This is a genomic window from Streptomyces sp. NPDC051051 (genome assembly GCF_040682975.1).
Lineage (GTDB): Bacteria > Actinomycetota > Actinomycetes > Streptomycetales > Streptomycetaceae > Streptomyces.
The window spans coordinates 46,902-68,217 of sequence record NZ_JBFBCB010000031.1; the positions used below are offsets into that span (position 1 = coordinate 46,902).

15 protein-coding genes and 4 pseudogenes are annotated in these 21,316 nt (G+C 73.1%); 12 read left to right on the forward strand and 7 right to left on the reverse strand.

All coding sequences use genetic code 11. The features are described from left to right. The first annotated feature begins 264 nt into the window (after positions 1 to 264). Entirely contained in the window at positions 265 to 1,911 is a 1,647-nt protein-coding gene (locus AB0N31_RS23075; protein ID WP_366060279.1) for an RICIN domain-containing protein, read from the forward strand. A gap of 173 nt (positions 1,912 to 2,084) precedes the next feature. On the opposite strand, the gene AB0N31_RS23080 is transcribed toward AB0N31_RS23075, so the two are convergent. Beyond that, positions 2,085 to 3,557 (reverse strand): glycoside hydrolase family 43 protein, encoded by a 1,473-nt coding sequence (locus AB0N31_RS23080; RefSeq protein WP_366060311.1) that lies wholly within the window; start codon positions 3,555 to 3,557, stop codon positions 2,085 to 2,087. Between the two features lie 320 nt (positions 3,558 to 3,877). Here AB0N31_RS23080 and AB0N31_RS23085 point away from each other — a divergent pair. After that, a pseudogene (locus AB0N31_RS23085) lies at positions 3,878 to 4,084 on the forward strand (GNAT family N-acetyltransferase); the annotation flags it as partial. On the opposite strand, the pseudogene AB0N31_RS23090 reads toward AB0N31_RS23085, so the two are convergent. Next, a pseudogene (locus tag AB0N31_RS23090) lies at positions 4,029 to 4,385 on the reverse strand (helix-turn-helix domain-containing protein); the annotation flags it as partial. The pseudogenes AB0N31_RS23085 and AB0N31_RS23090 sit on opposite strands and share 56 nt — an antisense overlap. 288 nt (positions 4,386 to 4,673) lie before the next feature. Further along, the gene (locus AB0N31_RS23095) at positions 4,674 to 5,399 is read right to left on the reverse strand and encodes a TetR/AcrR family transcriptional regulator (RefSeq protein WP_366060280.1); all 726 of its coding nucleotides are present in this window, start codon (positions 5,397 to 5,399) and stop codon (positions 4,674 to 4,676) included. 125 nt (positions 5,400 to 5,524) lie between these two features. Here AB0N31_RS23095 and AB0N31_RS23100 point away from each other — a divergent pair, with 125 nt between their 5' ends. Then, entirely contained in the window at positions 5,525 to 6,748 is a 1,224-nt protein-coding gene (locus AB0N31_RS23100) for a saccharopine dehydrogenase C-terminal domain-containing protein (RefSeq protein ID WP_366060281.1), read from the forward strand. Between the two features lie 146 nt (positions 6,749 to 6,894). Here the strand turns inward: AB0N31_RS23100 and AB0N31_RS23105 are convergent, their stop codons facing one another. The 4 genes and pseudogenes from AB0N31_RS23105 to AB0N31_RS23120 all read right to left on the reverse strand — a co-directional run. Further along, entirely contained in the window at positions 6,895 to 8,949 is a 2,055-nt protein-coding gene (locus AB0N31_RS23105) for a PA14 domain-containing protein (RefSeq protein ID WP_366060282.1), read from the reverse strand. A gap of 184 nt (positions 8,950 to 9,133) precedes the next feature. Further along, positions 9,134 to 10,417: a M48 family metallopeptidase gene (locus AB0N31_RS23110; RefSeq protein ID WP_366060283.1), complete on the reverse strand. Its 1,284-nt coding sequence runs from the start codon at positions 10,415 to 10,417 to the stop codon at positions 9,134 to 9,136. 66 nt (positions 10,418 to 10,483) lie between these two features. After that, on the reverse strand, positions 10,484 to 10,675 hold the full coding sequence (locus tag AB0N31_RS23115; protein WP_366060313.1) for a hypothetical protein: 192 nt from the start codon (positions 10,673 to 10,675) through the stop codon (positions 10,484 to 10,486). Between the two features lie 139 nt (positions 10,676 to 10,814). Continuing rightward, positions 10,815 to 11,627, reverse strand: a pseudogene (locus tag AB0N31_RS23120) (LuxR C-terminal-related transcriptional regulator); the annotation flags it as partial. On the opposite strand from AB0N31_RS23120, the gene AB0N31_RS23125 reads away from it, so the two are divergent. From AB0N31_RS23125 to AB0N31_RS23165, 9 genes and pseudogenes are all read left to right on the forward strand, one after another. Continuing rightward, the gene (locus AB0N31_RS23125; RefSeq protein WP_366060284.1) at positions 11,626 to 11,739 is read left to right on the forward strand and encodes an ALQxL family class IV lanthipeptide; all 114 of its coding nucleotides are present in this window, start codon (positions 11,626 to 11,628) and stop codon (positions 11,737 to 11,739) included. The pseudogene AB0N31_RS23120 and the gene AB0N31_RS23125 sit on opposite strands and share 2 nt — an antisense overlap. A 236-nt stretch (positions 11,740 to 11,975) precedes the next feature. Continuing rightward, the gene (locus AB0N31_RS23130; protein ID WP_366060285.1) at positions 11,976 to 12,998 is read left to right on the forward strand and encodes a LacI family DNA-binding transcriptional regulator; all 1,023 of its coding nucleotides are present in this window, start codon (positions 11,976 to 11,978) and stop codon (positions 12,996 to 12,998) included. A 366-nt stretch (positions 12,999 to 13,364) separates the two neighbouring features. Continuing rightward, a complete protein-coding gene (locus AB0N31_RS23135; RefSeq protein WP_366060286.1) occupies positions 13,365 to 14,492 on the forward strand; it encodes a cellulose binding domain-containing protein in 1,128 nt (375 codons plus the stop codon). 536 nt (positions 14,493 to 15,028) lie between these two features. Next, positions 15,029 to 16,174 (forward strand): lytic polysaccharide monooxygenase, encoded by a 1,146-nt coding sequence (locus tag AB0N31_RS23140; protein ID WP_366060287.1) that lies wholly within the window; start codon positions 15,029 to 15,031, stop codon positions 16,172 to 16,174. 279 nt (positions 16,175 to 16,453) lie between these two features. Further along, entirely contained in the window at positions 16,454 to 19,129 is a 2,676-nt protein-coding gene (locus AB0N31_RS23145) for a LuxR C-terminal-related transcriptional regulator (protein ID WP_366060312.1), read from the forward strand. Positions 19,130 to 19,410: 281 nt separating this feature from the next. Further along, positions 19,411 to 19,593, forward strand: a pseudogene (locus AB0N31_RS23150) (MFS transporter); the annotation flags it as partial. Then, positions 19,593 to 20,105 carry a hypothetical protein gene (locus AB0N31_RS23155; RefSeq protein ID WP_366060288.1) on the forward strand — a complete coding sequence of 171 codons (513 nt, stop codon included), beginning with the start codon at positions 19,593 to 19,595 and terminating at the stop codon, positions 20,103 to 20,105. The pseudogene AB0N31_RS23150 and the gene AB0N31_RS23155, both read left to right, overlap by 1 nt. A 128-nt stretch (positions 20,106 to 20,233) precedes the next feature. Next, positions 20,234 to 20,431 carry a hypothetical protein gene (locus AB0N31_RS23160; RefSeq protein ID WP_366060289.1) on the forward strand — a complete coding sequence of 66 codons (198 nt, stop codon included), beginning with the start codon at positions 20,234 to 20,236 and terminating at the stop codon, positions 20,429 to 20,431. 218 nt (positions 20,432 to 20,649) lie between these two features. Continuing rightward, positions 20,650 to 21,276: a DUF308 domain-containing protein gene (locus tag AB0N31_RS23165; RefSeq protein ID WP_366060290.1), complete on the forward strand. Its 627-nt coding sequence runs from the start codon at positions 20,650 to 20,652 to the stop codon at positions 21,274 to 21,276. Positions 21,277 to 21,316: the final 40 nt, after the last annotated feature.

The following is a 21,316-nucleotide window of genomic DNA, read 5'->3' on the forward strand; positions in this document are numbered from 1 at the left end:
CTGACGGCTCGTCGGATGCCGCGGGACCGGCGATCCGTACTGTGTTGACATGCCCAGTGCCATCCCTGATGATCCGTCAAGGTCCTCGGACCCGAATGACGTTCGCCATGTCGAACGAATCTTTCGCTGCCCGGGTGTTCTGGAGCGGCAGGCCCAGCGTGGCGGCGTCAGGGGGTTCCCGATGCGACCGTGTGCCGCGCGGGGCTCGCGTCCGCCCTTGCGCGCAGGCAGTTCACGGCTTCCCCTTCCGGGAAAGGAGCCCCGGTGTTCAGACGATCAGGCAGGACACTGCTCCACCTCTTCGCGGCCGCCGCGCTGACGGTCACCGCGTCCGTCACGGCCGCCGTCCAGTCGACCGCTTCGGCCGCCCCCGGCAGTCCGGCGCTCACCCCGCCGCTGGGGTGGAACAGCTGGAACAGCTTCGGGTGCGGGATCACCGAGGCGCAGGTCCGCGAGGCCGCCGACGCGATGGTGTCCTCGGGGATGCGGGACGCCGGTTACCGGTACGTGGTGGTCGACGACTGCTGGTTCGACCCGCAGCGCGACGCGGCGGGCAACCTGCGGGCCAACCCCACCAAGTTCCCGAGCGGGATGAAGGCGCTCGGGGACTACATCCACGGCAAGGGCCTGAAGTTCGGCATCTACCAGGTGCCGGGCGAGCGCACCTGCGCGCAGGCCACGGGCGGCTACCCGGGGTCCACGGGCAGCAGGGGGCACGAGGCCCAGGACGCCGCCACGTTCGCCTCGTGGGGCGTCGACTACCTCAAGTACGACTGGTGCTCCTCCAGCGGCACCCGCGACGAACAGGTCGCTCGGTTCACGCTCATGCGCGACGCCCTGCGCGCCACCGGGCGGCCGATCGTCTACAGCATCAACCCCAACAGCCTGCACGCCATCACCGGCGCCACCTACGACTGGGGCGGGGTCGCCGATCTCTGGCGCACGACCGAGGACCTGCTCGACATCTGGCAGAACGGCAACACCAACAGCTACCCGATGGGCGTCGGCAACGTCCTGGACGTCACCGCCCCGCTCGCGGCGCAATCCGGCCCGCGGCACTGGAACGACCCCGACATGCTGGTCGTCGGCCGTCCCGGCCTGTCACTGACCGAGTCCCGCTCCCACTTCGCCCTGTGGGCCCTCATGGCCGCCCCGCTCATGGCCGGCAACGACATCCGCACCATGTCCGCCGACGTGAGCGCGATCCTGCGCAACCCCCGGCTGCTGGCGGTGGACCAGGACCCGCTGGGCGCGGGCGGACGCAGGGTGCGTGACGACGGCACCACCGAGGTGTTCGCCAAGCCCCTGTCCGACGGCTCGGTCGCGGTGGGCCTGTTCAACCGGGGCGGCGGCACCGCCACGGTCACCACCACCGCCGCGCAAGTCGGCCTGTCCGGGGGGCCGTTCACCCTCACGGACCTGTGGACCGGCGGCACGTCGAGCACATCCGGGCAGATCTCGGCGAGCGTCCCCGCGCACGGCGTGGCCGTGTTCCGGGTGAGCGGCGGCAGCCCGTCGCCCGCCACCACCTCGCGGCTGCGCGGCAACGCGTCCGGCCGCTGCCTGGACGTGGACAACGCCTCCACCGCGGCCGGGGCCACGGTACTGATCTGGGACTGCCACACGGCCGCCAACCAGTTGTGGACCACCTGGGCCGGCGGCGAGATCAGGGTCTTCGGGGACAAGTGCCTGGACGCCTACGACCAGGGCACCACCGACGGCACCCGCGTCATCACCTGGCCCTGCAACGGCCAGAACAACCAGAAGTGGACCGTCGGTTCCGACGGAACGATCCGCAACGCGCACGCCGGGTTGTGCCTCGACGTCGACCGGGCCGGCACCGCCAACGGGACCCGGCTGGTCCTGTGGGCCTGCGACGGCCGGGCCGGCCAGAAGTGGACCCGCACCTGAGGGACGCCGCGCGCCGCCCGGCACTCGCCCCGCCGGCCGGCCTCCCCCTCCCCGGCGTCGGACCGGCCGGGGAGGGGGGCGACGACCGGGACGGGGGGCCGGGCGGTCAGGACGCCGCACCGCTGACCGGGTGCCGGGCCGTGTCGGGCGGCGACGAGGCGCCGCCGAACCTCCTAGCGATCGAGGGGCTCGTAGTCGAACCAGTCGAAGCGGACGGTGCCGGCCGCGGCGTACATGCCGAGGACCCGGCCGCTGAAGCCGCCGGCGACCTCGGTCGACAGGTAGCGGCCGTCGAGCGCCGCGAGCACCGTGAAGGTGCCGTCGGACTCCTCGACACCGAGGGAGACGACGTCGGGTCCGGTGACCGGCCCGTGCGGAGGCGGCGGGTCCGTGATCGTGAGGCCGAGAACCACGGGCCCGGCGGGCACGGGGTGCGCGGCCACGACCGTGCGCAGGGAGCCGACGCGCGCGATCACCCGGACCTCGGTGCCGGACGCCTCGATCGCGTAGTGGTGCCGCTCGTCCAGCCGGACGGCGAGCCCGCCGCGCCCCTCGGCGGGGTCGACGAGGGTGCGCGCCCGGCACGACAGGTGCTGCTGGCGCCGGCCGGTGAACACCACGTCGGGCTCGTCCAGGGAGCCGCCCCGCGCGCGGAGCGTCAGCCATCCGGGGCGCTCCGCGGTGGTGCAGTGCGCGGCGGACCGGTCCCGCACGGAGATCCAGGACGGCCGCAGTCCGCTCAGCTCGAAGTCGTCGCGGTGCTCCTCGGCGGCCCCGGGGGAGAGGGGCCACGGGAGCGTGGCCGGGTCCGGTCCGACCTCGCCGACGACCGGCCAGCCGTCCACCCATGTCACGGGTGCCAGGAAGGTCTCGCGGCCGAGCACGTGCCAGCCGGGGGTGCCGCCGCGCGGTCGTACGCCGAGCAGGACCATCCACCAGGAGCCGTCGGGGCCCTGGACCAGGTCGGCGTGGCCGGTGTTCTGCACGGGGTGGTCGGTGCTCCGGTGGGTGAGGATCGGGTTGGCCGGGCACGGCTCGAACGGGCCGCCGGGCGCGGGGCCCCGGGCGATCGACACGCCGTGGCCGCGCTCGGTGCCGCCCTCGGCGATGAGCAGGTACCAGTGGTCGCCGATCCGGTACAGGTGCGGTGCCTCCGGGGCCTTCGCGCCGGGTGTGCCGGACCACACGCCGTGCGGTGTCCCGTACGTCCGTCCGGTGGACGGGTCGATACGGACCTGGGCGACCCCGGCGACCGTGCACCAGCAGGTGCCGTCCTCCTCCCAGGCCAGGTCGGGATCGATGCCCGGTACGCCCGGCGCGGCTACGGGATCCGACCAGGGGCCGGCGGGATCGGTGGCCGTGACGATCAGGTTGCCGCCGCCCTCGCTCACATTGGTGACCATCAGCCAGAAGCGGCCGTCGTGGTGGCGCAGGGTGGGAGCGTAGATCCCTCCCGAGGACGGCATGCCGGCCGGCAGGTGCAGTTGTTCCGGCCGGTCCAGGGCGTTGCCGAGCTGCGTCCAGTGCACCAGGTCGCGGCTGTGGAAGACGGGTACGCCGGGGAAGTACTCGAAGCTGGAACAGACGAGGTAGTAGTCGTCGCCGACGCGGCAGACACTGGGGTCGGGGTGGAAGCCGGGGATCATGGGGTCCCCCGGCCGGGCGGTCCGGTGCTGGAGGGACACCTCCGCGTCGTCGTGGCTTCCACGGTTCAACTGGTGGCTCATGGTGGCGGCCCTGCCTCGGGGTGATTGTCGAAGCGCTTCACTTGATGGCAGGCGAAGGTAACGGATCTGTTTCCCGTGCGACAAGAGCCGTAACGGTGGGAAGGTCTCGCTCCTCGGAACGTCGGCCGTCCGTCAGGCGAGGACTACGTCGATGCGCTTCGACGAGTAGGGCCCGATCGCCCGGCGGTACGTCACAAGGTGGTGAGCTCCTGCTCGGCGGGGGTGTCCTCGCGGTGCAGGAAGTTCGGCCGGCCGCCACGATGCTCATGTGCGGTCTCGCCGACCCGCGGATGAAGATCGAGACAGAGGTGTACGCGCGGCGGCGCGTCCCGCCTCCGGCGGGCGACCGGGCCGGAACTTCCTGGAGACGTGAGGCACGGCGGTTGTTCCGCGGCTGGGCCATGCGATGTCGTCAACGGCGAGAAACGGCTCGCCGGCCACGGTGACGGGGGTCGCCCCGGTGAACGCCATGACGTCTCGATGCAGGTGGGACTGATCGGCGTAGCCGGCGTCGGCCGAGACGCGGGCCGCGCCTTCCCCTGCGACCAGGCGGTGGGCGGCATGGTCGAAGCGGACCAGCTTCACGACGCGCTCGGGCGGCAGGTCGAGCTGCGACCGGAACCGGGCCCACAGCCGCTTACGGCTCCCCCCGACCTCGGCCGCGAGTTCGTCGACCCGGGTCAGGCCACGGCTGACGGCGATCCGGTGCCGGGCCCAGGCCACCTCCGTGTCCACCGGCGGCCCCGCCGCCCCCCCTGCTGGCCTTCACCGCGCTCCACGCCGTACGGGTGGACCGAACGAGCAGGAGCGGTGCCCTGCGGATTCTCGTCTCCGGCGCGGCCGGTCCGGTTCTGGCCTACCGGCTCACCGGGCACGGCTTCTCCGTCATCGTCGTCGAGCGCACGCCGGCTCTGCGCAGGACCGGCGGCCAAAGAGGGTGCGACGGCCGGGGCGCGTCTGACGGTTCCCGCCGGGCGCGCCACGCCGGGCACGGCGCCTCGCCGCATGCGGACCGTTTTTCCGCGGCGGCCGGTTTCACCCGGTGCCGCCGGCCCGGTGTCGCGCGGCGGCCAGCTGAGCCTCCGCCCGGTTCAGGAGCGTGTCCAGGACGACCGGATAGGCGCTGAGGTTCATCCGGTCCGCCAGCAGGTGTGCGGTGGCGGCGATGTGCGGGTGGGTCTCGGCGGGCAGCCGGGCGTAGGTGGAGGTCCACATGCCCTCGTCCGCCCCTCTCGCCTCGTCCTTGACGGCCAGCGCGCCCGCGTCCAGGGCGGCGAAGGCCAGGGTCAGGTCGATGAACGCGTGGTAGACGCCGACGGTGTCCACGTCGCCGAAGCCGGCACCGCGCAGGATACCGAGGATCGTCTCGTCCACCTCGATCTCCCGGGGCCGGCCGGTGACACGGCTGGCGGTCAGCAGGGCGGCCTGGGGGTGGGCGAGGTAGGAGGTGTGGATGGCCAGGCCCAGGGCGCGCAGGTCCGGGCGCCATCTCCCGGTGGCCGTCCAGCTGTCGAGGGCGCGCCCCATCAGTTCCTCGCCGATGGCACGGGTCAGGTCGTCCAGGCCGGCGAAGTACCGGTAGAGGGTGCTCGGGTCGGCCCCGAGCGCGGCGCCGAGCCGGCGTGCGGTCAGTCCGGCGCTGCCGTGCTCGCGCAGCATCCGCAGCGCCGTCTGCACGATCTGCTTCTCCGACAGCACGGTGCCGTGGCGGGTCGGTCGTCGCCTGCGCCGTTCCGCCTCCGGAACCACCTTCTTGGGCATCGCATGCTCCCTGGGAACCCCTTATGCCAACGCCGTAGACCTTAACCGTCGCGGTCGTGTTGCATCGAGGCGTCCCCGGTCGTTCGCCGGGACTGTCCCGACTCTCGACGAGAACGGTGTGTGACATGCGTGTGCTTCTCGTAGGTGCGGGCGGCGTCGGAACCGCCGCCACCCGTATCGCCGCCCGCCGCGATTTCCTGACCCACATGGTCGTCGCCGACTACGACCTCGCCCGTGCCGAGGCGGCCGTGGCCGCGCTCGACGACCAGGGGGACCGGTTCAGCGCGCACCGCCTGGACGCCTCCGACGAGGCGGCCGTCAGCCGGCTCCTCGTCGCGGAAGGCTGCGAGGTCCTGCTGAACGCGACCGACCCGCGGTTCGTGATGCCATTGTTCAACGCCGCACTCGCCGCGGGTGCGCACTACGTCGACATGGCGATGTCGCTGTCCGTACCGCACCCGACCGCCCCCTACGAACAGTGCGGGGTGAAGCTCGGCGACGAGCAGTTCGCCCTGGCCGGGGCCTGGGAGCGCGCCGGCCGTCTCGCCCTGGTCGGCATGGGCGTGGAGCCGGGCCTGTCGGACGTCTTCGCCCGGTACGCGGCCGATCGGCTCTTCGACGAGATCGACGAGATCGGCGTCCGCGACGGCGCGAACCTCACCGTCGAGGGCTACGACTTCGCGCCCTCCTTCAGCATCTGGACCACCATCGAGGAGTGCCTCAACCCGCCCGTCGTCTACGAGAAGGGCCGCGGCTGGTTCACCACGGCACCCTTCAGCGAGCCGGAGGTCTTCGACTTCCCCGCGGGCATCGGCCCCGTGGAGTGCGTGAACGTCGAGCACGAGGAGGTGCTCCTCATGCCCCGCTGGGTGGACGCGCGCCGCGTGACCTTCAAGTACGGCCTCGGCGACGACTTCATCGCCAAGCTCAGGACCCTCCACGAGCTGGGGCTCGACTCGACCGGGAAGGTCACCGTCCCCGGCCCCGACGGGCCGGTCCAGGTCTCCCCGCGGGACGTGGTGGCCGCGTGCCTGCCCGACCCGGCCACGCTGGGCGACCGCATGAAGGGCAAGACCTGCGCGGGCACCTGGGTCAGGGGAACGAAGGACGGTGCCGCGCGCGAGGTGTACCTGTACCACGTCGTCGACAACGAATGGACGATGCGCGAGTACGGCTCCCAGGCCGTCGTCTGGCAGACCGCCGTCAACCCGGTGATCGCCCTCGAACTGATCGCCGACGGCAGGTGGAGGGCGAGCGGCGTCCTCGGCCCCGAGGCCCTGCCGCCCGAGCCCTTCCTCGACCTGCTCGGCGCGTACGGGGCTCCGTGGGGACTGCGCGAGGAGAACTGAGCCGCCCGTTCCCCGGCTTCCCCCGGCCGGGCACCGTCGGCGACACGTCGGGCACCGCCGGGCGGGGAGCCGGAGCGGCACGTCCCGCTCCGGCTCCCCGGCCCCGGTTCTCCGGCCCGGGTCCCCGACCCGAGCGCACCGCCTGGCTAGACGCGGTCCTGGAAGACGCAGTTCCACACGTGCGTGCCCGCGACGCCGCCGTCGGCGCGCACCGCTTCCAGCGTGTAGAAGTGCGTGGTCCCCCGCGCGGCCGTGGTGTCCGTGTAGGCACGGGTCTCGGCCGGCAGCAGCCCGGCGTGCAGCGGCTCGTACGCCTCCGCGGCCGCGTTCCACCGGCTGACCCGGTAGCCCACCACGTCGTCGCACTCGGCCGTCCGGTCGCACTGCCAGTTGATGGACGGCCCGTCCTCGGCGGGTCCGCCGATCACGGTGCCGTAACCCATGCTGCCGAGGTCCCAGTCCCGGACGACCGTCACGGACGGCCGGAGGTCCAGTTCGGTGGCCTGGACGACCGTGACCCTCGGGTCGCTCGGGGACAGCGCGTTGCCCCAGAGGTCCCTGGCGACGACCGCGTACACGTACGTCTCGCCGTCCGGCAGGTCGCCGCACAGGACGGCGAGCGGGTCGCTCGTGCCCTCCCGGCAGGAGGTGGGGCCGAGCCACTTGATCGTGCCGTCGGCCTGCCGGACGCCGGTCCAGACCGCGTAGCGCTCGACGTCGTCCTCGTTCGAGGCCGCCCAGCCCACCAGCACGCCGTCGGCGCGCGGGGTGGCCTGCACGCCGGTGACCGGGCCGGGCGCGACGCGGTCGCCGGTGCGGACGACGAGCGGGGCGGACAGCGCCGACTCGTTCCCGGCCGGGTCCACCGCCGCGACCGCGTACGTCACGTACGTGCCCCCGGGCATGTCCAGGTCGTGGCAGATGCCGCCGGTGCTCGTCTCGTCGCTCTCCTCGGCGCAGGTCACGCGGGTGAGAGCGGCCGGGTCGAGGGTCGTGCCGGGCGAGCGGTAGACGTGGTACGTCCCGCCGTTGTCGAAGTCCTCGTAGAAGCCGTCGGGCTGCTTCCAGTACACGTCGGTGTAGTCGGCGCGGACGACGGAGCCGAGGGCGACCGGGGACCCCGGCGGCGTCCGGTCGACGCCGTCGCCGGTGGCGGTGGCGTACGCCGACGGGTTGCCGAGCGCGTCGAGGGCGCGTACCCGGTAGTACCGGACGGTGTTCACGGGTGCGTCGGTGCGGTACGACGTCGTGGTCGTCGTGCCCAGCGGCTCGAACGGGCCGGTGGCCGCGGAGGCGACGTACACCTCGTACGTCGCCGCGTCGGCGACCCCCTGCCAGGCCAGGGTGGCCCACCACGCGTCACCCACGACCGAGAGGCCGGTCGGCGCCGCCGGGCCCGTGCGGTCCACGGTGACCGCGGTGACGTCGGGGCTCCCGGCCGACTCGCGGCCCGCCCTGTCGACGGCGCGGACCTCGTACAGGAAGGTCTGGCCCGTGGCGGGCGTCGCGTCCACGAAGGACGGGGAGGTGAGCAGGGATGTGCCGCTGACCTTCGCCCACTGGGTGGTGCCCAGCCGGCGGTAGACGCGGTAACCGGCGAGGTCCATCTCCTTGTTCGCGGTCCAGCGCAGGGTGGTCCGCGCGGTGTTCCGGTCGTACGCGGCGGTGAGGCCGGCCGGCGCGAGCGGCTTGACCGTGTCGACGGCTGCCTCGGTGCGCGGGGCGTAGGTGAACCCGGCGAGGGCGAGGCCGGTCCAGGCGACGTGGTCGACGCGGATCGTGTGCCTGCCGGCCGGGACGGTCACGTCCACGGTCCTGCGGGCGGTGGTGGAGACGTTCCTCCACAGGTCGATCTTCCGCACGCCGTCGACGTAGACGCGCATGCCGTCCTGCGTGGCGGCGGAGAGCCGGAAGGGGCCGCCGGAGCCGAAGTCCCGGGTCAGGGACCAACGGACGGAGAAGTTGTCCTTGGGCAGGGTGACGCCGGCCGGGTCGCCGTACCCGTAGTTCTCACTGATGGCCGCATCGCAGGCGGTCAGCTTCGGCGTGCCGCTGAAGGTGGAGTTGCCGAAGTACTGCACCTTCCAGACGGGAGAGGCGCAGGTGACGGCCGCGAGGGCCGGCGTGGCGGTGATCAGGCCGCCGGTGGCGGCGAGGGCGGCTGTCGCGGCCAGCGCGGTCAGCCGGATACGAGTCGACACAGGGAGTGGGGCCCTTTCCGGACCGAGGGGGACAGAGGAAGGAAACAGGTGACGCCTGTGTGACCCACGAGACGGGGGCGGGGTTGCCCTGCCCACCGGGGTTCGTACCCGCGGCCTTCGGCAGGCCTCGACGCGTACCGCGTCCGCATGGTGTATCGCGTGCGCATGCTTTTCGGACCGGGCCTCAGCCGGGGAAGCCGTCGCGCAGGATCTGCCTGGCCACCAGGGTTCGGGCGTCGGCGAGTTCGACGCCGATCCGCCGGGTACGGTCCTCACCGACCACGACGGTCGGAGCCACGCTCTCCACGGCGAGGAGGCAGGCGCGCCGCAGGTGGGTCGGCGGATGCGTCGCGTCGACACTGTGCCCGCGGCGTGCGCCGACGCGGCGCAGACGTTCGTACTCCGCCTCGGGGACGGAATCCATGCTCGTGACGAGCCGGTCCCACAAGCCGTGCGCGCGGTCGTCGGCGCCCTGCGTCCGGTGACTGCCCCGTGCCTGCCGGCTGACTTCCCGGCGGAGGACGGTCGCCGCGGAATCGGATATCAGGAGCCGGTCCATGAGTTGCACGGCCGCCTCGGTCGACGCGGCGCGGCCGGCCAGGCGGTCGGCGAGATACTCGGCCCGCTGCGTGGCGCGCAAGGTGAGGCGGTCGAGCGTGAGCATCACACCCCGGACCAGCAGCCACGGTACGAAGCACACGACGCTGACGAAGAACTGCACGGGGCTGGGGTTGTGAGCGGGGGCGAGGTAATAGGCCCAGGCGGCAAGCGAGCGGTGTGCGCTCGCGACGAGCGTTCCGTGCCGTACGTCCCCGTTGCTGAAGTGGCCCAGCTCGTGACCGAGCAGTGCGATCCGCTGCGCGGGAGTGAGGACTTCCCACAGTGGCAACCCCAGGGTCAGCAGCCGTCGACGACGCAGCCCGTACGTCGTCACACCGGCGTTGATGTCCGCGTCGACCGCCACCGTGTCCACTCCGCGCGTGCCGACGGCTTCCGCGACGTCGTCGATCAGGGCGAAGAGTTCGGGCGCGTCGGCGCGGTGCAGCACCGGTCCGTCCTGGGGCAGCGTGCCGAGCCGGGGTCGCAGGGACCAGGCGAGAGCCAGGAGGAGCAGCCCGCCCGCCATCGGGACTCCGCCCCACCCGGAAATGATCCACCGGATTCCCAGGGCGGTGACCAGCAGCGTCAGACCGTGAACGAGGACGGCGCAGACACAGGCGAGGACGGCGGCGACGTCCCGTCGCGCACGCAGCTCCCCACCCGACGCCATGTCAGCCGCCAGGCGCGCGCCGTACCGGTGGGCCGCTGCCTGCCGAGTCCGCGCCGGCAAACCGTGCTCGGCCTCCGGCTTCTGCGGGTCCACGTTCCAGTCGCAGGCGGCGCACCACACGGTGAACCGGGCGTCCCCCCGTATGTCGCTTCCGCACTGAGGACAGACCTGTACCGTCTCGTCCGCCGTGATCCCCACCCCTGTGGCCTTCCTTCGCCGAGGCCCTTCCCCAAAGGCCTCCTGTGCATGACACGGCGTAGTGGATCACGCCGCTGACCAGGTGTAAAGGCGGACCGGGCGCAGTCCGGGTGCCGCGCCCGACAGCCCCCGGTCTCCGGTCACCAGCGGAGTCCCCGGTTCGTGCCGCCGCCAGGCTTCGGCGAGGCGGACCGGGCGGGTGGGGGCGGCGACGCCGCGCACGGTGGCAATCCTGCCGTCGGTGACGTCGAACGTCACGGCGCCGACGACCTGGGTACCGGCCTGTGTGCGGCAGGTGGCGGTCGCGTCGGGACGGGGGGCGCGTCGGGCGCGTAGTGCCGGGAGAAGACCGCTGCCACCAGGTCGCGGCGGCTGCGGACCCGGTCTTGTCGAACACGGCCTTCAGGTGGTCCTGCACGGTGTGCGGCGACAGCCGCAGCCGCCGGCCGATCTCCTGGGGGGAGTAGCCGTGGAAGACGAGTTCGGCCACCGCGCACTCGCGTGGGGAGAGGCCGTAGGCGCGGACGAGGAAGGCCGCCCGTCCGAGCGGATCGGCGGGCTCCACCGCGACGGCGACGCACGCGCCGAGGTCCTCGTCCAGCGACCAGGCGTGCAGCTGAACGGCCTCCCGGCTGCGCGCTCGGGCCCACGAGGTCACGGACCGCGACGCCTCGCCCGCGCGGGCGGCGGCCCGGACGGAGGCGGCCACCGCGTAGACGGCGATGGGCAGCCCGTGGCCGCCGTTCCCCGACTCCAGTTCGCCGAGCCAGTGGTCGGCGGTGGGCGAGGTGAAGACCGGCTCGTAGCCGGCGTCCAGCATGACCGGTCCCGGGGCGGTGGGGTGGGAGGGCGCCCGGGCGCTCTCCTCGACGAGCAGGTGCCGCAGCACCTGTCCCAGCGGTTCGGCGAGTGAGCCGGCCGTTCCGAGTTCCGCCTCGTCGAACGGGGGGAGGTCGGCGCTGCGACCCAGGACGAGGGCGCCCCAACTCCCGTGCCGGTCGCGCAGCACCACCCGTAACTCGTCCCGCTGCCCAGGGGCTGGCAGATGTCGCGGTAGCGCGGACTGGTCCGCGGGTCGCCCTTCACCTCGCGGCTGAGCAGACCGACCGGTGCGGGCCGGCGGGCGAGGTCCGGGATGTGGTTCACGTCCTCCGCTGCGCCGCGGTCGCCCATCCGCACCCGCGGTACGAAGGAGGGAGGTGAACACCATGGGGAACGAAACGCAGTTCGGTGTGGACGCCCTGCAGACGCTGGAGGAGGAGGAAGCCGACCTCGGCCTGTTCCCGTGCACGGTGACGACGTGTGACCTCAACACCGTCTGAGATCCCCGATGACCCCGGTCCGCCCGCCGCACCCGGCGGGCGGACCGGAGCGCCGTCCCCCTCCCCCCACGGCTGCGGGAGCCGGTCAGGGAAGGGCCCGGCGCCCACCACGGAGGCCTGGAGCCACACCGCACAGGGACAACTGCGCCGAGGGAAGATGCTCCTGACGCACCGCCGGGACATTCGGTCGAGGCGCGCGTCGGGCCGTAGGATCGGGTGCCCTTGGGGGTGGGATTGTGGTCAGACGGAGTTCGGGCACGCCGACGCTGGAAGAGGTGGCCGCCCTGGCCGGAGTGGGCCGGGGCACGGTCTCCCGGGTCATCAACAACGCGGCGGGCGTCAAGGAGTCCACGCGCCGTGCCGTGCGGCGCGCCATCGACGAACTGGGCTACGTGCCCAACCTGGCGGCGCGTTCACTGGCCGGGCGGCGCGCGGACGCCGTCGCGCTGGTGATGACGAACACGGACTGGCGGTTGTTCGGGGAGCCGTTCTTCTCCGAGGTCGTGCGGGCGGTCGGGGACGCCCTGTCCGGTACGGCGGTGCAGCTGCTGCTCACCCTGGTCCGCACGGACGCCGACCGGAAGCGGTTCGTGGAGTACGCGCGCGGCGGCCGGGTCGACGGGGTGCTGCTGATGTCCGTGCCGGCCGAGGACCGGCTGCCGGACATGCTCGCCGACGCCGGGCTGCCCACGGTGCTGCTGGGCCGGCGCTCGGGCGACGAGCGGATGACGTACGTGGACGCGGACAACGTCGGCGGGGCGCGTACGGCGGTCCGCCACCTGGTGGCCGGCGGCCGGAGGGCCGTCGCGGCCATCACCGGCCCGCCCGACATGTACGTCGCCCGGTGCCGGCTGCGCGGTTACCGGGAGGCACTGGCCGAGGCCGGGCTCGACGACGGGCCGGCCCTGGTGGCCCAGGGCGACTTCACCGAGGCCAGCGGGCGCCGGGCGATGGCCCGGCTCATCGAGCGGCACCCGGAGGTCGACGCCGTCTTCGCCGCGTCGGACGCCATGGCGGCCGGGGCGCTGGACGCCCTGCGTGCGGCGGGGCGCCGGGTGCCGCAGGACGTGGCGGTGATCGGCTTCGACGACTTCGAGCTGGCCGAGCAGACGGATCCACCTCTGACGACCGTCCGCCAGCCGCTGGAGGAGATCGGGCGGACGATGGTGCGGCTGCTGCTGGAGGAGATCGAGCAGCCGGAAGTGGCCTGGCGCCATGTGATCCTGCGGACGCGGCTGGTGACGCGCGAGTCGGCGTGAGTCCGCCACGGGTGCGCTGAAGGGACCGGCGACCGGCGACCGGCGACCGGCGTGCACGGGCCGCGGAGCCACGGGTCCGCGCCCACGGGCCGAAGCCGCTCGCGGGCCACGGCGGCGAAACTTTCGGGAGCGCTCCCAACCGCCCGGCATATGACAGGCGTTGGCCGTCCACATCTTTGCCCGTTGCTGACCTGTGGCTTCGAAATCTGTTCGACGCATTCGGTTCCTGAGGGTTGTCAAGGACGCGGGCGACTCCTAATCTCCCACCCGAACCAGTGGATGGGAGCGCTCCCAGTCATGGCGGGCCGGGCGCGCCCCCGATGTCCTGTGCGCTCCATCCGGTTGTCCCTCCCAGAGAGGCCCCACATGCGACCGTCACCGCACCGTCCCGGAACCGCGCGCGGCCTGCTCGGCGCGCTGCTCACCGCTCTCGCCACCGTCGCGGCCCTCCTGGCCGTCGCGCCGGCGGCGCAGGCGGACACCCTGGTCTGCGAGCAGTTCGGCTCGACCACGATCCAGGGCCGCTACGTGGTCCAGAACAACCGCTGGGGCACCAGTGCCACCCAGTGCGTCACCGCCACCGACACCGGCTTCCGGCTGACCCAGGCCGACGGATCCGTGCCCACCGGCGGCGCCCCGAAGTCGTACCCGTCGGTCTTCAACGGCTGCCACTACACCAACTGTTCGCCCGGGACCAACCTCCCGGCGCAGCTCAGCGGCATCGCCGCCGCCCCCAGCAGCATCTCGTACGGCTATGTCGGCGACGCCGTGTACAACGCGTCGTACGACATCTGGCTGGACCCCACGCCCAGGACCGACGGGGTGAACAAGACCGAGATCATGATCTGGCTCAACAAGGTCGGCCCGATCCAGCCGATCGGTGCCCAGGTGGGCACCGCCACCGTGGGCGGACGCACCTGGCAGGTGTGGACGGGCAGCAACGGGTCCAACGACGTGATCTCCTTCGTCGCCCCGTCGGCGATCGCAAGCTGGAGCTTCGACGTCATGGACTTCGTGCGGGAGACCGTCCGCCGCGGAATGGCCCAGAACAACTGGTACCTGACGAGCGTTCAGGCCGGGTTCGAGCCGTGGCAGAACGGTGCCGGGCTCGCGGTGAACTCCTTCTCCTCCGCCGTGAACCTCGGTACCCCCGGCGACCCCGGAAACCCCGGTGACCCGGCGACGGCCTGCAAGGTGACGTACGCGACGAACGTCTGGACCGGTGGCTTCACCGCCGACGTCACCGTCACCAACACCGGTTCGGCTCCGGTCGACCCCTGGAAACTGGCCTTCACCCTGCCTCCCGGGCAGCGGATCACCAACGCCTGGAACGCCACCGTCACCCCGTCCACGGGGGCGGTGACGGCGACCGCCCTCGCGCACAACGCGCGGATCGCGCCCGGCGCCGGACAGACCTTCGGCTTCCAGGGCACCTACAGCGGCTCGTTCGCCCAGCCGGCCGGGTTCAGCCTCAACGGCACCGCCTGTGCGTGAACTGACCCCCACCTGCCGCCCGCTGTCGCGATCCGACGCCCGGCCGTGCCCGCCCGCGGAACCCGCCCCCACCTCCCCGTGCCGAGCCGGGGCGGGCCCCGGGACGACCGGCGCCGCTCCTTCGCCCCTCCGGCCGCACCCGGAAAGGCCCACGCCGAACGGCGCGCTGTCACCCGGCGCCACCACCTCGTTCGGCTTCGCCGCCGACGGCCCCACGGGCACGCCCGCGACCCGGTGCACCGGTTCCTGACGTACGACTCCCACGTACTTCCGAGGAGGGCACGATGAACCGTCCGACCGGATCCGGCGCCACCCGTCCGCGTCCGGCCCGCCGACGCCCCGGCCGTGCCCGCCCACGTCGGCACCGTGCCGGTCCGGGCACACCGCCCGCCTGATCCCCGTACGGCCACCCAAGATCCCCCCGCCCGTCCGGCGGCTTCCTCCCCGGACGGGCGGGGGCTCCACCACCGGACGGTGAACCGCGAAGGAGGCAAGCGCGACCGGAAGACGACCCCCACACAGGCACAGGAGACACCATGGCTCGACGCAACAACCGACTCGTCCCGCTGGCGGCCGCGGTGCTGGCGACGCTGCTCGGCGGACTCGGTCTGGCCCTGCTGGGCCAGGGCGACGCGCAGGCGCACGGCGTCACGATGACCCCCGGATCGAGGACCTACCTCTGCTACCTGGACGCCAGGACCAGCACCGGTTCCCTGGACCCGACCAACCCGGCCTGCCGGGCCGCGTTCAACGAGAGCGGCGCGACCGCGCTGTACAACTGGTTCGCCGTACTCGACTCCAACGCCGGTGGCCGCGGCCCCGGTTACGTCCCCGACGGGAAGCTGTGCAGCGCCGGCGACCGGTCGCCGTACAACTTCACCGGCTACAACGCCGCCCGCGCCGACTGGCCCCGCACGCACCTCACCTCCGGGAGGACGATCCAGGTCAAGCACAGCAACTGGGCCGCGCACCCGGGGTCCTTCCGGGTGTACCTGTCCAAGCCCGGCTACTCGCCCACCACCGAACTGGGCTGGGACGACCTGGACCTGATCCAGACGGTCACCGACCCGCCGCAGACGGGCTCGCCGGGCACCGACGGCGGCCACTACTACTGGGACCTGAACCTGCCCTCGGGCCGCTCCGGTGACGCGGTGATGTTCATCCAGTGGGTGCGCTCGGACAGCCAGGAGAACTTCTTCTCCTGCTCGGACATCGTCTTCGACGGCGGCAACGGCGAGGTGACCGGCATCCGGGGCTCGGGCAGCACCCCGACCCCCACGCCGACCCCGACTCCCACTCCCACGCCGACCCCGACTCCCACTCCCACCCCGACCCCGACTCCCACTCCCACTCCGACGCCGTCCGACCCGCACACCGGGTGCATGGCCGTGTACAGCGTCACCAACTCCTGGAGCGGCGGCTTCCAGGGCTCGGTCGAGGTCATGAACCACGGCACGGCGGCGCGCGACGGCTGGGCCGTGAAGTGGACGCCCGGCGCGGGCACCAAGATCAGCAGTGTCTGGAACGGCGCGCTGAGCAACGGACCCGACGGCACGGTCACGGTCGGAAACCTCGACTACAACCGGACCCTCCCGCCGGACGGCAGCGTCACCTTCGGGTTCACCGCGACATCGACCGGCAACAACTTCCCGGTCGGCTCGATCGGCTGCGTCAATCCGTAGGGCCGCTCGTCCGGATCGGGCCGGGCTCGCGGGGTCTGCCTGATCCAGCCCGATCCGGACGGGACACCCGGCCGCCGGCCGGGTGGCGCCGGCTTCCGCATCGCGCGGGAGCCGGCGCCGCTGTGCGTTCGAGCGCGGTGCCGGTCCGCCCGCGAGCCCCGCGCGGCGGGGCCCTCCGGGTACGGTCTGCGGGCCCTCGAACCCGGTACGACGCGCGGAGCGGCGGGAGAACGGGGATGCTGGTGGCGTGAGCACGAACCCGTGACCTGCTGGGACGGGATGGTGAGCGTCGTGGTGGTGAGCGAGGAAACCCCGCGCGAAGCTGTTGTTTCGTGCGTCGATCCGTTAGGAGATCCGTTTCTGCGGACGCGTTTCGTCCCGCCCGAGAGACCCGGCACGTTCCTGCGCCGCGAGCGGCTGGTCAGGCACCTGGACCAGGCATCGGCGACACCGCTGACGATGGTCAACGGATCCGCCGGCGCCGGCAAGACCCTGTTGGTGGCGGAGTGGGCCGCACAGCTGTCGCAGCCGGTCGCCTGGCTCACCCTGGACCGGGTGGTCCGGGGGCCGGGGGTGTTCTGGGCACACCTGCTCCAGGCACTGCGCACCGCCGGTGTGCCGCTGCCCGTCGAGATCGGTTCTCCCGCCGACGCGAACCGGGTGAACCACACATTGCCGACCCGGCTCGCCGCGGAGCTCGGCAGCCGCGACCGCCCCGTGGTCGTGGTGCTCGACGAGTACGACCGGGTGACCGCCCCGGAGATCTCGCAGCAGCTGGATTTCGTCCTGCACCACGCCGGGCCGGTACTGCGTCTGATCCTGGTCACCCGCACCGAGCCGCTGCTCCCGCTGCACCGCTACCGGGCGGCCGGGGAGATGACCGAGATCCGCGGCGCCGAACTGGCCTTCACCCCCGAGGAGACGGTCGCGCTGCTGGAACTGCACGGGCTGGACCTGTCCGTCGAGGCGGCGGGGACGCTGGTGGACCGTACCGGGGGATGGGCGGCCGGCCTCCGGCTGTGCGCCCTGGCCGCGCAGCAGAGCCCGGACCCGGAGCTCTACCTGAAGGAGTTCGAGACGGGGCACAGTACGATCGCCGACTTCCTGCTGGCCGAGGTGCTCAAGCGGCAGACGTCCCAGACGCAGGACCTCCTGCTGCGCGTCAGCGTCCTGGACCGCTTCTGCGCCGACCTGGTGAACGCCCTGACCGAGCGCGGCGATGCCGAGCCCATCCTCGCCGGACTCCATCGCGAGAACGCGTTCGTCGAGCACCTCGGGCACGGGTGGTACCGCCTGCATCCGCTGTTCCGGGAGATTCTCCGGGCCCATCTGCGGGAGCGTTCCCCCGGCCTGGAGCCCGAACTGCACCGACGGGCCGCACGGTGGCTGCGGCACTCGGGTTCTCTCGCGGAGATGCTCGCCCACGGCGCCGCCGCGGGGGACCGGGAGTTCACCTCCCGTGCCCTCGTCGACGATCTGGCGATCGGGCAGATCTTCACCGGCCTGCGCGCCGACGACCTGGCCGAACCGTTCGCCGACGGGGAACCCGAGGCGACGAGCCCCGCGACGGACCTCGTCCGCGCGGCCCGTGATCTGTCCCGGTACGACCTCGATCGGGGGCTGGTCCACCTCCGGCACGCCGAGGAGCAGCTGGCCGCCGACGCGTGCGAGCCGACGGCGGCCCGGCTGAGCTGCGCCCTGCTGGAGGCGCTGGCGGCCCGGCTGGCGGGCTGCCCGGACCGGGCCGAGCAGGCCGCGGAAGCGGCCCGGGAACTGCTGCGGGAGATCCCCTCCCACCTGCTGGACCGGCACCCGGAACTCTCCGCGCTGCTGCTGACCCACCTGGGCTCGACGCGGCTGTGGGCCGGGCGTTTCACGGAGGCACGGGCTGCCCTCACCACGGCGGCCCGCAGTCCCGGCGGCGCCGCCACGGCGCTCCCGCGCAAGGAGTCCCTGGAGCACCTCGCGCTCATCGACTACCTCGACGGGTGGCCCGGCAGGGCGGAACGCAAGGTCGTCGCGGCGACGACCGAGTCGGAGCGGTTCGGCCTGCCCCAGCCGGCCGGCCCGGAACTCGGACGGCTGGTCCTGGCCGCGGTGGCCGTCGACCGCGACGACCTGGGCCAGGCCCGGGCCCTGCTCGACCAACTGTCCGACCCGGTGGCGCGGGACCCGGTGGCCGGCGCGGTCCGGTCCGTCGCGGCGGCTCGTCTGTTCCTGGCCCGGGGCCGGACGCACGCCGCCCTGGCGGCCGCGGACCCGGCCCTGTCCACCGAGGTGGCCTCGCCCTGGGCGAGGAGCCACGCCGCCCTGATCGCGTCGGCCGTCCATCTGGCCGAGGGCCGCCCGGACGCGGCCGCCGAGGCGCTGGAGCCGGTGGCCGACGAGCAGCCGGCGTGCGCCGTGGGCGCCGCGCGGGCCCGCCTCGCCGCAGGTGACCGGCGCGCGGCCCTGCACCTCCTCGACGCCGTCCTGGCCCGCGGGTCCGCCGGCCCGGCGGTGACCGTCCGCGCCACACTGGTGCGGGCACAGGCCGCGCACATGGTGGGCGATGTCGCCACCGCCCGCCGGCTGGTCGCCCGGACGCTCGTGGAAGCCCGGCGCGAGAAGCTGCGAAGGCCGTTCCTGGAAGCCGGACCCTGGATCGGGCCCCTCCTGGCCACGGCACCCCTGCGGGGACTGGCCGCGGGCTGGCTCGTGCCAGGACGCGCACCGGACGGCGATCCGAGCCCCTCCGCGACGGAGCCGGCACCGGTGCTGGTGGAGCAGCTGAGCGGACGTGAGCGTGACGTGCTGCGGCGGCTCGCCCAGATGATGTCGACCGAGGACATCGCCGCCGATCTGTTCGTGTCGGTGAACACGGTGAAGACCCACCTCAAGAGCGCCTACCGGAAGCTGTCGGTGAGCCGGCGCGGCGACGCCGTGCGGCGGGCGCGCGAGCTGCGGCTGCTGTGACCGCACCCCGGTGAGGTGGCCGCCCGGCAGTGCTCCGGGTCCCGAGGCCGGGCCGGGCGGCGGCCGTGCCGCCCTCACCCGTGGCGGGTGAGGCGCCCGTCGGGTGTCCGGGGTGCGATGGCAGCGGCGGCGTGCTTGCCGTCCGGGTGCCGGTTCCGGTGCCGGGCCGACTCGGTGAGGTGGACACCGTGAGACATTGGCATGCTCCGACCGTCCTGGGGACGGCCCGGTTCCTGATGGTGCCGGACACCTCCGTGACGAACGTCTCCATCAGCATCGGTTCCCACGCCTCGGCCTGGTTCGGCGGCCTGAAGGCGGCCGTCCTGGCGACCGGGGGCCTCACCCTGGCGAACTTCCTGGTCACCCGGCACCTGCCCGCAGGCGGCGCCGTCCGGGACGGAGGCGGACCGGCGCCGCCGACGACGCGGCCGGGGCGGCGCCCGGACCCGCGACGGAGGTCGTGATGTCCCGGGCCGGGCACGCCGCGACCCGGGCGGCTGAACACCGGGCGGACGCCGACTACACCGGCGGCGTCTACGGATCGATGCTCGCGGCCTCGGTCGTGATCGGTGCCGGCACCATGGGTTCGTTCCCGCGCCTCGAACTGGTGCTGCTGTTGCTGCTCACGGGACTGGTGTTCTGGGTCGCGCACGTGCACGCCCAGCTGTTCGGCGCGCGTCTGGCGCAGCAACGCCTGGACCGCCGGGTCGTGCTGCACGTGTGCCGGGACGAGTGGCCGATCGTCAAGGCCGCCGTCCCGCCCGCCGTCGCGGTGGCGGTCAGCCCGCTGCTGGCTCTGGACATGTCGGGCGCCCTGTGGCTGGCGCTCGCCGTCGCCGTGGCCGGTCAGGTGGGCTGGTCGATGGCCGCCGCCCGCCGGGCCGGAGCGGCCTGGCGTCAGGTGGCGGGCACCGCCGCGGTCAACCTGGCGCTCGGCCTGCTGATCGTCTCCTTCAAACTGGCCCTGACCCACTGACCCACTGATGCCGGCTCGTGGCGCGGCAGGTCACCTGCGCAGGGTGAGGCCGGCAGGCGCACGAGGGCGGAGCATCGGAGCGCTGGATGCGGTTGGCCTGGTGGACGTCACCTGCGGGAGAGCACCCCATGCAGTACGAGATCCGCGTCGACGGGCACATGTCTGAGACGCTGACCAGCGCTTTTCCCGAGCTGGAGCACGTGGTGATATCCGGCCAGACGGTGCTGTACGGGCCTCTCGTGGACGAGGCGCACCTGTACGGCCTGTTGGCCCGCTTCCAGTCGCTGGGGCTGCACGTGGTGGAGCTGCGGCGACTGCCGGAGTGACCCGCCGGGGCCCGCTGACGTCGCGATCCGCAAGGGGACCGCCCGGCGCCGTCGGAATTCTCCCGCGGTGACGCGGACCGGGCGGACCGCGGCCGCGGTCACCCGCCGGGGGCGATCCGGCACCCCGGAGGTGCGCGGGACGGTGGCCCGGTGTGGCACCCCACACCGTCCCGTTCGGCGGTCCGGCCGACGGCGGGACGGTGTCACGAGGAGGAACCATGACCGAATCGCATGGTGCGGTGCCGCCGACCGGAGCGCGACCTCCTGTCGGCGGGACGGTTCCGGACCGCGCGGAAGACCCCGCCGACCTGCTGGCGCAGCTCGGCGGCTCGTGGACCTGGCTGCTGGGGTCGGCGGTGGCGACCCTCGTGCCGGGCGTGCTGGCGCTGGCCTGGCCGGACGCCACCCTGCACGTGCTGGCGGTGATCATCGGGTTGTACCTGCTGGTGACCGGCGTGTTCCGGTTCGTCTCCGTCTTCGCCCGGCGCGAGCCCGGCGAACGGCTGTCCGGGCTGCTCGTCGCGGTGCTGTACGTGCTGGCCGGGGTGCTGTGCCTGCGACATCCCCTGCAGACGATCACCGCGCTCTCGCTGATCGTCGGGATCAGCTGGCTCGTCACCGGCATGCTGACCGTCTACACGGCCCTCGCGGCCAGGGGCCTGCCCCACCGCGCCTTCATGTTCGGTGCCGGGGCCCTCGGCATCGTCGCCGGCATCGTCGTGCTGGCCCTGCCCACCGAGTCGGTCCTCGCCCTCACGCGGCTCCTCGGGCTGTGGCTGCTCCTGCTCGGTCTGGTCGAGCTGGGCGTCGCCTTCGCCTGGCGGACCGCACTGCACAGGCCATGAGCCGTGTCCCCGGCCGACCCCACGCGGCGGCATGAGGCCC